Origin of the sequence: Aureimonas phyllosphaerae, from assembly GCF_900113065.1 — a bacterium.
Classification (GTDB): Bacteria; Pseudomonadota; Alphaproteobacteria; order Rhizobiales; family Rhizobiaceae; genus Aureimonas; species Aureimonas phyllosphaerae.
Genome location: NZ_FOOA01000003.1, coordinates 260,576 through 272,408, shown reverse-complemented (window position 1 = coordinate 272,408; position 11,833 = coordinate 260,576). Strand labels below are relative to the sequence as shown.

Here is an 11,833-nt window from a genome sequence, read left to right as displayed (position 1 = left end):
AGGCTCAGTCGCCGATGATGATCTCGGCGCCGGGCTGGAGGGCGGCCGCAAGCTCGCCGCCATCGACCGCGGTCGCCGTCAGTTCGCCCGGACGCTCGGGCGCGGCGAGCCCGTTGAAGTTGATGACGACGTGGCCGATGTCGCGCACCTTGGCCCACGCGAGATCGCCGATGCCGGTCAGACGGGCTTCGACCGCACCGACGCGGATGGGAACACCGGCGACCGGTGCCTCAGCGGTCGGCTCGCCCACCACCGAATGGAGGACAGAGACCTCGGCCAGCTCCGGCGGAGCGCCGTCGGCGAAGAGGATGAGGACGCCGCCTTCCAGAAGATCGGGGACGTCCGGGCCGACGGCGGTGACGCGGGTGCGCAGGAACTGGGTCATGAAGGCTCCTCGGGCGGGCGAGGCCCGCAGTCAGGGAAAGGGCGGGGCGAGCAGAGGTGCATCCGCCCCGCCTTGTCGTGTCAGAGCAGGAAGCTCGCGCCCCAGGCGATCAGGACGGCGATCGGCCCGGTGATCTGGCGGCTGATGAGCACCGCCGGCACGCCGATCTCGATCGTCTTCGGCTTGGCTTCGCCGAGCGCAAGGCCGACCGGCACGAAGTCGCAGCCGACCTGCGCGTTGTAGGCGAACAGCGCCGGCAGGGCCATCGCCGGGGCGATGGTGCCATTGGCGATCTGCGGACCGATGATGGCGACGCCGATCACCTGCGCGATGACCGCGCCGGGGCCGAGGATCGGCGACAGGAACGGTAGGGCGCAGATCGCCGACAGGACCACGAGCCCGAGGATGTTGTTGGCGAGCGGCCCGAGCGGCGCGGCAAGAAGGTCGCCGATGCCGGTGTAGAGGATGATGCCGATCAGCATGGTCACGAAGGCCATGAACGGCAGGACGTTGCGCACTACCATGTCGATCGTGCGCCGGCCGGCATTGAAGAAGATGCCGACCGCGCGGCCCATGACGCGGCCGACGCTCGTGATCGCGCCGATGAGGCCGCCCTGGTTGGAAGCCGGCATCGCGCCGCCGAGCGCGGCGGTCGCCTCGGCGGGCGAGGAGAACGAACGCGGCGCGGCCGTCGGCTGGCCCATCGCGGCGGGCGAGGCGGCCTGTTGTCCCGCCGTTGCAGCGGTGCCGTCGGCGGGCGCCATGTCGTCCGGCGTCACGCCGGAGACGTAGATGTCCTCGGTGATGAACTGGGCGAGCGGACCGGACTGGCCGACCGGCATGATGTTGATCGTCGGGATGCGCTTACGGGCGTAGACGCCGCAGCGGGCCGTGCCGCCGCAGTCGATCACGACGGCCGCCATCTCCGACTCCAGCGGCGGATTGCGGAACCCGTCGACGACGGTGGCGCCCGTCAGTTCGGCGAGGCGCTGGGCGACGGGCGGGATGCCGCCGCCGGTCACCGCCACGATCTTATCGCGCTCAGGCGTCGGCTGGATCACCAGCGGGCCGCCCCAGCCGCCCTTGCCCTGGGATACGCGAATGGCCTTGAAGGTCTTGGTCATGGGTTCGATCCTCCCCGGGGCCTTAGAGCGTCACGCCTTCGCGCGCGGCGAGGAAGCGCGTGACGCGCTCGGTGACGATGCCGCGCAGGAGGATCGCCACCACGCCGACGATGAAGTAGTAGATCGCAAGATTGATGTGGTAGCCGGCCGGGATGACGCCGCGGTTCTCGAGCTCCAGGAGCGCGACGAGCACGCCGCCCCAGACGAAGTATTCGCCGGCATTGGCATGCGGGAAGAGCCCGAGGATCGGGTGGCAGAACGAGACGGCCGAATCGTAGAAGGCCGGCTTGTGCTTCTCTTCGAGGAAGGTGCCGAACGTGTAGGCCATCGGGTTGGTCAGGAAGAACATCGAGAGGACCGGCAGCACGGTGTAGCGGGTCAGCGCGATGCGGCCGGCCTTCTGGGCGAGGCCATGGACGCGCTCCTCGCCGATCATGCCGGTGAGCGCGTAGAAGGCCGTCATCAGCACGACCAGCGTCGGGATGATGCCGGTGACGAAGCCAAGGAAGACCTCGCCGCCCTTCTGGAAGACGCCGATGAAGTGGCGGCCGATCGTGGCGAGCCAGCCGAGCTGCTCTTCCTGGTTGCCGGTGGCCGACAGCTGCTGCACACGCCGGGCGTATTCGTCGGCCGAGATCGCGCCGCCGCCGGACGCCGGGGCGGTCGCCGCCGCCGTGCCCGCCGCGCCGGGATCGGTCGCCTGGGCGAGGAGGGTCGCGCCGTGATGCGCAGCGTCGGCCGCGGTCGCGCCGTGATGCGCCGCCGCATCGGTCAGCGCCGCCGCGAGCGCCGGATCGGCAAGAGCTTGAGCATGGACGGCGCCGTGGGCGGCGAGATCCGCTGCCCCCTGCGCCAGGATCATCATCGTCAGCATGAGCGGCCCTCCCAGCCGTGCCCCGTGTCGGGGCGTTGCGACGTTCGTGTCTGGTATCTTGGTCCCGTCGGCCGGGATCAGGCCGGCAGCGGCTCGCCGTGCCGCGCCTCCGGTGACGGGTTCTGGCGCGCGCGGGTCTGGTCGATCTGGTCGAGCGCGCTGAGGATCGCGGCGGCGAGCGGCTCGCGGCGGCGCGTCCCGGCCTCGGCCCGGACGTCCGTCATCGGCCGGCCTTCGAGGTCGGAGAGGCGCCGGGCCTTGGCGAAGACCGTGCGGCCCTCGAGGCTCGTCGCGCGGCACACGCGGCCCTCGGGCGAGACGGTGATCATGGCGATGGCCGCGCCGCGCAGCGCGCCGCCGCCCTTGCCGACCCCCATCCACCCGTCATCCGACGAGCCGCTGAGGTCGCGGAACGCGTCGCGATAGCGCCGCACCTGGATCATGGTTCCCACGCATTGAAGCGCCCAAGCCAGCGCCAGGAGCGCCAGCGCGATCTGCCAACCCGTCATGCCCTTCGCCTCCCGGAAAGCGTCCGTCCCCGCTTCCTTTCGGCCAAGTGAACATTTGACTTGCGTTGTGTCAACATGTTCGTTGAAAGGGCTCGGGTCAGTCGAGAAGCCGCTGGGCCGTGGTCTCGTCGGTGACCAGCACCGTCGGCTTCAGAAAGGCGAGGGCGGCCTTGAGGACCGCAATCTTCTCGGGGCCGCCCGATGCGAGGATCCGCTCGGGCGCCCTGCGAATCGCCGCCATGTCGGCGGAGACGATGCGCTCGTTGATGGCATGATCCACCAAGTTTCCGTCGCGGTCCAGGAAATGAAACAGGAGATCGCCCACCGCGCCGGCCTTTTCCAGCGAGCGCCGCTCGGCCTCGGCGATGTAGCCGGTGCGGTAGGTCGTGGCGTTCTTCTCGATGCCGCCGACGCTGAGGACCACGAGGTCGAGCTTCTCCGCCATCTCGAGCGTCGAGCCGAGGCCGCAGCGCTCGACGAGGGCCGTCTTCGTCTCCGGGCTGTCGACGATCGCCGGGGCGCTGAGGAGGAAGGCGTCGCCGTTGAAGATCTGCGCGAAGCGCCAGACGAACTCGGCCGGGTTGAAGCGGTGCGCCTGGTTGATGCCGCCGAGCAGCGAGACGACGCGCATTTCCTCCAGCGCGTGCGGCTCGATGAAGGGCAGCGATTCGAGGAGCGTGCGACCCCACCCGAGGCCGACCGTCATGCCGCTGGCGACCGCACCGGAGAGAACGCCGCCGATCGCCGCGCTGATGGCGCTGGACGGGTCCTCGCCCTTGCCGGGCGCCGGCGCGACGACCGCGCTGCGCAGGCCGTAGCGACGCTCGAGTGCCCGCTCGGCCTCGGTCAGCTCGGCCAGCGCGCCGGACACCGAGATGCGCACCTCGCCGCGTGCGCGCGCTTCGGCCAGGAGGCGCACCACGCTGACGCGGCCGATGTCGAGAGCCGCGGCGATGTCGCTCTGCGTCATCTCCTCGACGTAGTACATCCAGGCCGCGCGCACGCGCATGCGGTCGGCGCGGGTGTCGGTGGCGGGCGCTTCCGCGCCGTTGCGCGAGCGGCCCTTCAAGAATGCCCCCGGCACGACGCATCGCATAGAGGCCGTCGCGCGTTGGAGGTGAGGGGCTGCGCGCTGTCAGGAAAACGTCTCATGCTTCCGCCGTTCGTATGGTATTCGTCGCACCAGTTCGGAGAGCTTCATGTTGCCCCATCCCCATAATCTGACGCTGCCACTCAAGGAAGGCATCCGGGACCTGCGGACATCGATTCGCCAGGAAGCGGCGGCGGGCACGATCTCGGCCCGGCTGATCGGTACGCCGGAGCCGGCCCGGCGTCTCGCCCGGATGGCGGACGGGGTGCTGTCGCGCGCCGAGAAGGTGGCCGAGCGCGTGATCCCGCGCGGCGGCGCCGACGTGTCGCGCACGCTGGACCGCATGGCGACCTCGCTGATGGGCGCGGGCGCGCCGGTCGAAAGCGCCGATCTCTACGCGCTGTGCCGCGAGGTCCTGTCGCTCGGCGGCCCGCGCGACGCCGTGGTCTCGGAATTGCGGCTGGCGATGGCGTCCGAGGATCTCGGCCGCCGGGTCCGCGACGAGGATACGGTGACGGCAGCGGCCCGTGCGGCGGGGCGCCTCGCCGCGGTCGGCGCGGCGCGGCCCTGCCTCACCAGCGCGCTGGGCCCCGTCGACCCCGAGGACAGCGCGGCGGTGAACGATCACATGGCGCTGGCGGTCTGGCTCGGCGTTCTCGTGCGACGCGACAGCGGGGCGTCCGGCGAACTGGCGCTCGTCGGCGCGCAGCGCGCCGTCGAGGCCGAGGGACCGCGGTGGCGCACGCTGATGCGCGACGAGCGTTTCACCGATCTCGGCGCTGCCTGGCGCTCGACCATCCCCTACCTTCCCTGAACCATCGCTAAGCGAGGCGCCGCGTCCCGTGAACGACCCCGTCCTGACGCTCAGTCTCGAAGCCGCCGACGCCGGCGGTCGCCAGTCGCTCCGCCGGTCGATCCGTCGCCTCGGCGACTTTTCGCGCACGGTCGACATCGCGCTCGGGCAGTTCAACGTCCGCTATGGCGTCCACATGACGCTGACGCAGCGCAGCCTGACGCGCGCCTTCCTGGAATGGATGCGCCAGTTCGATGCGCAGCGCTCGCTCGCCGATCGCGACCGGCGCGACTTCAGCCATTTCGCCGCTGGCATGCTGCTGTCGAGCCTGATCCGCAACCGGCCGGTGACGGGCGGCGCGGCGCGGCCGAAGGGCGGCGACCTCGCCCGTCCCGAGGAGGCGCTCGTCGCCTTCTGGCCGGAGGGCGTCTTCTATTTCGAGTTCTGCATCACGGTGCTGGACAAGGTGCTCGCCGAGCAGGACCTCGAGGGGATCCACCTGTCGTCGCAGGCGCTGGAACTGCGGTCCTGGGCGTCGTTCCGCGAAAACGTCGCAAGCGATCCGGACCTTGCGATCCCCTTCCTCGACCTCTTTCTCGGCGGCGATCCGAACTGGGATTTTCCGAAGGCGGCGCGCTTCCGCTCGGCCCTCAAGGGGCGGATGCTGGATTGGGACAAGCGCCTGACGGCGCCTGCAGCAGCAGACGCCTAGAGCCGTCAGATCATGTCCGCCACGCGGTCCCAGGCACGGGACAGGTGGCGGGTGAGGATCTCGGACAAGGCGGGGCCATCGCGCTTTTCGAGCGCGGCGATCATCTCCTCGTGTTCGGCGACGGCCGCCGCCCATTTGTCCGCGCCCTCGTGGGCGATGAAGCGGACGCGCTTCAGGCGCATCTGCAGGCCGGCATGGACGTGCATCAGCGCGGCGTTGCCCGACAGCTCGACGATGCGGGTGTGAATCTCCTGGTTGAGCTTGTAATAGGCGAGGCGGTCGCGTGCCTTGTAGCGATCGATCATCGCGTCGTGCGCCCGTCGAACGGCGGCGATCCCCGCATCGCTGCCGGCCTCGCACGCGAGCCGGCCCGCGAGATGCTCGAGCTCGCGCAGGACGATCAACATATCGTGGACGTCCTTGCGGCCGAAGCGTCGCACCACGGCGCCCCGGCTCGGCACGAGCTCCACGAGACCTTCGCTCGCCAGATACTTGATCGCCTCGCGCAACGGCGTACGGGAGACGCCGAGCTGTTCGCCGAGCTGCCCCTCGTGCAGCCGTGAGCCGGGCTCCAGCGCGCCTTCGATGATCATGTCGCGCAGCCGCCCGACGATCGTGTCGTGCAGCGAGGTCCGCGAGATGCGCCCAAGATCCGTCCCGACGGCTCCGTCGATCGGACGAGACGCAGACATCGTATCGCTCATCGATCCCTCCCTATCGAACCCGACGCTCGGCATCCGAAGCGTCGTGGCTCCCGCGCGGATTGGCTCCACACACCACAACATCACCAAACCGTCAAACGCGAATGCTGTATGCAGAATACAAAATGAAAAAGGCTTGATGCGTGCATGCGAATAGGATAGCGCTATGGGCAAGCTTCATTCGGGAGGACTGGGAATGGCTTTCGCGACCAACGCAGCGGATCGTCCGATCGTGGCACTTGCCATGGGCGACCCCGCCGGCATCAGCCCGGAACTGGCCGCCATGCTGCTGGCCGACCCGGAGACCAACGAGCGCGCCAGCGTCGTGGTGTTCGGTGACCGCCGCATTCTCGATCGCGGTGCCCGCGAGGCCGGCGTGACGCTCGACCTCGGCGAGGCCAGCGATGTCGATCACATCGGCGACGGCTCCCGCCCGGTGATGATCGACCTCAAGAACCTGGCCGTCGAGGACGTGCGCCGCGGCGAGGCGACGCTCGAGGGCGGCACCTTCGCCACCACCAATTTCCGCCGCGCTCTCGAGATGGCCCATGCCGGCCGGGCGGACGCCGTGATCTTCACGCCGTTCAACAAGCAGGCGATGCGCCACGCCTATCCCGGCTACGACGACGAGATCCGCTTCGTGGTCGACGTCACCGGCTTTGCCGGCAAGGTGCGTGAGTTCAACGTTCTGGAGAAGGTCTGGAACGCGCGCGTCACCTCGCACATCCCTCTGAAGGAGGTCTCGGACCACTTGTCGGTCGAGGCGATCCTCGCCGAGGTGAAGCTCACCCACGATTGCCTGAAGCAGTCGGGCATCGAGCGTCCGCGCATCGCGATCAACGGTCTGAACCCGCATGCAGGCGACGGCGGCGCCTTCGGCATGGAGGAGATCGAGATCATCGAGCCCGCCGTGCGGGCCGCCAAGGAGGCGGGCTACGAGGTGGACGGGCCGTTCCCGGCCGACACGGTGTTCCTGCGCGCCTTCAAGGACGGCTGGCACGCGGTGCTGACCATGTACCACGACCAGGGCCAGATCGCGATGAAGCTGATCGGCTTCGACAAGGGCGTGACCATGATGGGCGGCCTGCCGTTCCCGCTCTGCACGCCCGCCCACGGCACGGCCTACGACATCGCCGGCCAGGGCAAGGCGGATCTCGGCGCGACGCGCGAGGCTTTCCGCCTTGCCGTGCGCATGGCCAACCAGCGCCGCGCGCTGGCCGCCGCGGCCGAGTGAGCGCCGACGGCCGAGCCTTGAAGCGTCCGCATGCGTGAGGGAGGTGTGCGCGTGTCTGAAGGAGCCGGGCGAAAGCTCGACCGAACTAACTGGCCGATCGCGGCCGCAATGATCCAGTATCCGGGCGTCTTGCCGGACGGCCGGACGACGCAGGACCAGTCCGCCGAGGAATGGTCCGCGACGCTCGCCGACGTCGCCGACGCCGGCTTCACCGAGCTCGACCCGACCGACGGCTGGCTGCGCATCGCCGACCTCGAGCCCTCGCGGCTGGGTGAATTCATGGGCGTCGTCGCCTCGCACAGGCTGACGATCCCGGCGATCTCCACCGCGCGAAAGAACCTTATCGACCCGTCGCTCGGCGAGGCGCATCTGGCCTATGGCCACCGCGTTCTCGACACGGCCGCGACGATCGGCGCCGGCGCCGTGTCCTTCGGCTTCTTCGGCCCGCTCACCGACGCGCAGAGACAGGCGCTCTGGTTCTGGACGGTGGAGGGCGAGCGCAACCCGACCGATGCCGGCACCTGGTCGCTCGCCGTCGAGCGGCTGCGCGATCTCGGACGCCATGCCGCCGACCTCGGCCTCGAGATCTCGCTGGAGATGTACGAGGACACGCTGATCGGCACGGCCGACGGCGCGGTGCGCTTCGTCACCGACGTCGACCTGCCCAACGTGAAGATCAATGCCGACATCGGCAACCTGATCCGCCTCCATCGTCCGGTCGAGCACTGGCAGGTAATGATGGAGAAGATCGCCCCCTTCGCCGGCTTCTGGCACGTCAAGAACTACACGCGCATCGAGGACGAGACGACCGGGGCCATCATGACCGCGCCGGCGCCCCTCGAGTTCGGCACGATCAACTACCGGACCGCCATTCGCATGGCGCTCGCCCACGGCTTCCGCTCGCCGTTCCTGGTCGAGCACTACGGCGGCGACGGCCTGTCGGTCAGCGCCACCAATCGCGATTATCTTCGCCGCATCCTTCCGCGTCCGGAGACCACGGCATGACCCTCATTTACGACGAGCCCGAACGTTTCGCCCAAAGCGCCCTCGAAGGCTTCTGCGACATCAACGCCCATCTCGTGCACCCCGTGCGCGGCGGCGCCGTGCGGGCGACGCAGACGCCCGAGGGCAAGGTCGCGCTGGTGATCGGCGGCGGCTCCGGCCACTACCCGGCCTTCGGCGGCTATGTCGGCATCGGCCTCGCCGACGCGACGGTGGCCGGCGACGTCTTCGCCTCGCCGTCGACGGAATCGGTCGCGCGCATCTGCCGGCAGGCCCATCGCGGCGGCGGAATCGTGCTTGGCTTCGGCAACTATGCCGGCGACGTCCTGAACTTCGGCGCGGCGGCGACGCGGCTGCGCGGGGAGGGGATCGACGTGCGCGTTCTCGCCGTCACCGACGACGTGGCGAGCGCGCCGAAGGAGACGCCCGAGCTTCGCCGCGGCGTGGCCGGCGACGTGCCGGTGTTCAAGATCGCGGGCGCGGCGGCCGAAGCCGGCATGACCCTCGACGAGGTCGAGCGTCTGGCAAGGCTGGCAAACGCGCGTACCCAGTCGTTCGGAATCGCCTTTTCCGGCTGCACCCTGCCGGGCGCCGACGCGCCGCTCTTCACGGTCGAGAAGGGTTCGGTCGCGGTCGGCCTCGGTATCCATGGCGAGCCGGGGATCCGCGACGAGACGTCGATGTCGGCGAAGGCCTTGGCCGACCTTTTGGTCGATCCGCTCTTGGCCGAGCGTCCCGCCGGTGCGAACGGGCGCGTCGCCGTGCTCCTCAACGGGCTCGGCGCCACGAAGTACGAAGAACTGTTCGTCCTCTGGACCCATGTTGCCCGCCGCCTGCGCGACGCAGGGCTGACATTGGTCCAGCCCGAGGTCGGCGAGTTCGTCACCAGCCTCGACATGGCCGGCTGCTCGCTCACGATCACCTGGCTCGACGTGGAACTGGAGCCGCTCTGGCTGGCGCCCGCCCACGGTGCCGCCTTCCGGCGCGGCAATGTCGAGCCGCGCGCAGCCGCGCCGAAGCCCGTCGAAGCTGATGCCGACACCTTGTCCTTCGCAGCGGCGTCGGACGCCTCGCGCCGGGATGCGGCCAAGGCCTGCGCTATCGTCGAGCGGCTTGCCGCCGTGCTGGCTGAGGCCGAGGACGAACTCGGCCGCATCGATGCGGTGGCCGGCGACGGCGACCACGGGCAGGGGATGCGGCGCGGCTCGACCGCGGCTGCCGAGGGCGCGCGCAAGGCGTTGGCCGCAGGTGCGGGAGCGGGCTCGCTCCTCGCCCATGCCGGCGATCGCTGGGCGGACACCGCTGGCGGCACCTCCGGTGCGATCTGGGGACTTCTCCTGCGCGGCTTCGGCACGGCGCTCGGCGACGACGCTCCCGTAAATGCCGCCGCTGCGGCTCGCGCCGCGACGGCCGGCCGGGACGCCGTCACCACGCTCGGGCGCGCCCGGGTCGGCGACAAGACGCTGGTCGATGCGCTGGTCCCCTTCGTCGAGACGCTCGACGCCGAGGTGAAGCGCGGGGCGCGCCTGCGCGAAGCTTGGAGCCGGGCCGCCGAAGCCGCGACGCGCGCCGCCGACGAGACCGCCCAGCTGACGCCCCGGCTCGGCCGCGCGCGCCCGCTCGCCGCCAAGAGCATCGGGCACCCCGATGCCGGCGCTGTCTCGCTGGCGCTCTGTGCCCGCACGGTCGGCGAGGCCCTCAACGCCGGCTAGCCGGCTTTCCAATCCCTGGCCGGACGACCGGCCGGGTGCTCTTCTTTCTTCAACGATCCGTCTGGGAGGCATGATCCAATGAAGCTCTTCGCAACCACCGCCCTCGTGACCCTTGCTCTCGCCGCACCTGCCATGGCGCAGTGGGCTCCGACCAAGCCGGTCGAGTTCATCGCGGCCGGCGGCGCCGGCGGTGGCACTGACCAGTTCGCCCGCCAGATCCAGGCGGCGATCGCCAAGGAGAACCTGGCGCCGACCAATGTCGTCGTCTCCAACAAGGGCGGCGGTTCGGGCGCCGAGGCGTTCATCTACGGCGCGGGCGCGGGCGGCGACGACCACAAGCTGATCCTCGGCACGTCCAACGAGTGGCAGCTGCCGCTCGTCACGCGCCTCGGCTACAAGTCGGAGGACCTGACCCCGGTCGCGACGCTCGCCGTCGACGAGTTCGTCGTCTGGGCCCAGGCGAACAGCCCCTACAACACGATCACCGACCTCGTGGAAGCCGGCAAGGCGAACCCCGGCAAGGTCCGCTTCGGCGGCTCGCAGTCCAAGGACGTCGACCAGACGCTGGTTCGTCGCATCGAGGCCGCGACGGGCGCGAAGTTCCTCTACATCCCGTTCAAGTCGGGCTCGGAGGCCGCCGTGCAGCTCGCCGGCAACCACATCGACGCCAACACCAACAACCCGGCCGAGAACGTCGGTCAGTGGCGTGCGGGGCAGGCGAAACCCCTCTGCGTGATGTCGAACGAGCGGATGGCCGACACGACCAAGGTCACCGAGACCATGTCGTGGAACGACATCCCGACCTGCCGCGAGCAGGGCCTCGCACTCGACGCCTACCAGATGCCGCGCACCGTGTTCGCCCCGGCTGACGTGCCGGCCGAGGCCGTCGCCTGGTACACCGATCTCCTGAAGAAGGTGTCCGCGACGCCGGAGTTTCAGGCCTACCTGAAGAACACCTCGCAGACGGCCCGTTTCATGACCGGCGACGAGTTCAAGTCCTACATCGCCGCCGACGTCGAGCGCTCGCGCAAGCAGTTCGAAGCGGACGGCTGGCTCGTCAACTAAGCCGACCGCCGGCAGTACGGGCGGCCGGCCGACGGCCGCCCGAAGCCAGCCCGTCACGCAAAAGGGGAGGACGCGCGATGGTGACCCGCCGTCACATCGAAGTCGCGACCGGCCTTTCGGCAACCCTCCTGGGTGTCGTCACGGCCTATGGCAGCCTGGAGAACGGCACCGGCTGGACGGATTTCGGTCCGTCCGCCGGCTATTTTCCGTTCCGCATCGGCATCATCCTGACGGTGCTCGGCCTCGTGATCGCCGTCAAATACGGCCTCACCGGGCGTCGTCGCGCGCCCGCCAACCTCGAGGCGCAGGCCGCCGGCGGCGCCGTCGCGCTGCACGAGCCGACCGGTCTCGACGAGCGCTTTCTGGAGGATGGGGCGCTCGGGCGCATCGCTTCGGTCTTCGTGCCGACGGCGATCTCCGCCGCGCTCATCCCGTGGCTCGGCGTCTATCTGTCCGGCGCGCTCTTCCTCGTCTTCTCGATGATGACGCTCGGCAAGGTCGGCGTCGTGAAGGCGACGGTGATCTCGGTCGCGACCATGGCCGTCTTCTTCGTCACCTTCGAGTTCTGGTTCCAGGTGCCGCTCGCCAAGGGCGTCGTCATGCCGCTGCTCGGCATCTATTGAGGAGATCGA

The 11,833-nt window shown here is 69.7% G+C and carries 13 protein-coding genes; 7 read left to right on the top strand and 6 right to left on the bottom strand.

Going from position 1 to position 11,833, the window contains the following annotated elements; translation table 11 throughout:
* Window positions 1-4 precede the first annotated feature (4 nt).
* The 5 genes from BM175_RS06435 to BM175_RS06415 all read right to left on the bottom strand — a co-directional run bounded on the left by BM175_RS06435 (window position 5) and on the right by BM175_RS06415 (window position 3,976).
* Window positions 5-385: a PTS glucitol/sorbitol transporter subunit IIA gene (locus BM175_RS06435; RefSeq protein ID WP_090960876.1), complete on the bottom strand. Its 381-nt coding sequence runs from the start codon at window positions 383-385 to the stop codon at window positions 5-7.
* A gap of 80 nt (window positions 386-465) precedes the next feature.
* The gene (gene srlE / locus BM175_RS06430) at window positions 466-1,509 is read right to left on the bottom strand and encodes a PTS glucitol/sorbitol transporter subunit IIB (RefSeq protein WP_090960874.1); all 1,044 of its coding nucleotides are present in this window, start codon (window positions 1,507-1,509) and stop codon (window positions 466-468) included.
* A 22-nt stretch (window positions 1,510-1,531) separates the two neighbouring features.
* On the bottom strand, window positions 1,532-2,383 hold the full coding sequence (srlA, locus tag BM175_RS06425; protein WP_210185769.1) for a PTS glucitol/sorbitol transporter subunit IIC: 852 nt from the start codon (window positions 2,381-2,383) through the stop codon (window positions 1,532-1,534).
* Between the two features lie 77 nt (window positions 2,384-2,460).
* Complete coding sequence (locus tag BM175_RS06420; protein ID WP_090960871.1) at window positions 2,461-2,892, bottom strand: transcriptional regulator GutM; 432 nt, start codon at window positions 2,890-2,892, stop codon at window positions 2,461-2,463.
* A 97-nt stretch (window positions 2,893-2,989) separates the two neighbouring features.
* Window positions 2,990-3,976, bottom strand: coding sequence for a sugar-binding transcriptional regulator (locus BM175_RS06415; RefSeq protein ID WP_244545898.1), 987 nt, complete (start codon window positions 3,974-3,976; stop codon window positions 2,990-2,992).
* 115 nt (window positions 3,977-4,091) lie between these two features.
* Between BM175_RS06415 and BM175_RS06410 the strand changes: the two genes are divergently transcribed.
* A complete protein-coding gene (locus BM175_RS06410; RefSeq protein ID WP_090960866.1) occupies window positions 4,092-4,796 on the top strand; it encodes a hypothetical protein in 705 nt (234 codons plus the stop codon).
* 28 nt (window positions 4,797-4,824) lie between these two features.
* Window positions 4,825-5,487, top strand: coding sequence for a hypothetical protein (locus BM175_RS06405; protein WP_090960863.1), 663 nt, complete (start codon window positions 4,825-4,827; stop codon window positions 5,485-5,487).
* 5 nt (window positions 5,488-5,492) lie between these two features.
* Here BM175_RS06405 and BM175_RS06400 read toward each other — a convergent pair whose 3' ends face one another.
* On the bottom strand, window positions 5,493-6,179 hold the full coding sequence (locus tag BM175_RS06400) for a GntR family transcriptional regulator (protein WP_090961280.1): 687 nt from the start codon (window positions 6,177-6,179) through the stop codon (window positions 5,493-5,495).
* A gap of 205 nt (window positions 6,180-6,384) precedes the next feature.
* Here BM175_RS06400 and BM175_RS06395 point away from each other — a divergent pair, with 205 nt between their 5' ends.
* From BM175_RS06395 to BM175_RS06375, 5 genes are all read left to right on the top strand, one after another.
* Entirely contained in the window at window positions 6,385-7,422 is a 1,038-nt protein-coding gene (locus tag BM175_RS06395) for a 4-hydroxythreonine-4-phosphate dehydrogenase PdxA (protein WP_090960860.1), read from the top strand.
* Between the two features lie 108 nt (window positions 7,423-7,530).
* Entirely contained in the window at window positions 7,531-8,427 is an 897-nt protein-coding gene (locus BM175_RS06390; RefSeq protein WP_244545916.1) for a sugar phosphate isomerase/epimerase family protein, read from the top strand.
* Window positions 8,424-10,136, top strand: coding sequence for a dihydroxyacetone kinase family protein (locus BM175_RS06385; protein ID WP_090960855.1), 1,713 nt, complete (start codon window positions 8,424-8,426; stop codon window positions 10,134-10,136). The genes BM175_RS06390 and BM175_RS06385 overlap by 4 nt, the downstream gene beginning before the upstream one ends.
* Window positions 10,137-10,214: 78 nt before the next feature.
* Complete coding sequence (locus BM175_RS06380) at window positions 10,215-11,201, top strand: Bug family tripartite tricarboxylate transporter substrate binding protein (protein ID WP_090960852.1); 987 nt, start codon at window positions 10,215-10,217, stop codon at window positions 11,199-11,201.
* Between the two features lie 77 nt (window positions 11,202-11,278).
* Complete coding sequence (locus tag BM175_RS06375) at window positions 11,279-11,824, top strand: tripartite tricarboxylate transporter TctB family protein (RefSeq protein WP_090960850.1); 546 nt, start codon at window positions 11,279-11,281, stop codon at window positions 11,822-11,824.
* Window positions 11,825-11,833: the final 9 nt, after the last annotated feature.

Bases quoted from the DNA above. Each gene is read 5' to 3' on its own strand.
- BM175_RS06435 (WP_090960876.1), bottom strand. From the start codon at position 385: ATGACCCAGTTCCTGCGCACCCGCGTCACCGCCGTCGGCCCGGACGTC.
- BM175_RS06395 (WP_090960860.1), top strand. From the start codon at position 6,385: ATGGCTTTCGCGACCAACGCAGCGGATCGTCCGATCGTGGCACTTGCC.
- BM175_RS06380 (WP_090960852.1), top strand. From the start codon at position 10,215: ATGAAGCTCTTCGCAACCACCGCCCTCGTGACCCTTGCTCTCGCCGCA.
- BM175_RS06375 (WP_090960850.1), top strand. From the start codon at position 11,279: ATGGTGACCCGCCGTCACATCGAAGTCGCGACCGGCCTTTCGGCAACC.
- srlA (WP_210185769.1), bottom strand. From the start codon at position 2,383: ATGCTGACGATGATGATCCTGGCGCAGGGGGCAGCGGATCTCGCCGCC.
- BM175_RS06410 (WP_090960866.1), top strand. From the start codon at position 4,092: ATGTTGCCCCATCCCCATAATCTGACGCTGCCACTCAAGGAAGGCATC.
- BM175_RS06390 (WP_244545916.1), top strand. From the start codon at position 7,531: ATGATCCAGTATCCGGGCGTCTTGCCGGACGGCCGGACGACGCAGGAC.
- BM175_RS06420 (WP_090960871.1), bottom strand. From the start codon at position 2,892: ATGACGGGTTGGCAGATCGCGCTGGCGCTCCTGGCGCTGGCTTGGGCG.
- srlE (WP_090960874.1), bottom strand. From the start codon at position 1,509: ATGACCAAGACCTTCAAGGCCATTCGCGTATCCCAGGGCAAGGGCGGC.
- BM175_RS06385 (WP_090960855.1), top strand. From the start codon at position 8,424: ATGACCCTCATTTACGACGAGCCCGAACGTTTCGCCCAAAGCGCCCTC.
- BM175_RS06400 (WP_090961280.1), bottom strand. From the start codon at position 6,179: ATGTCTGCGTCTCGTCCGATCGACGGAGCCGTCGGGACGGATCTTGGG.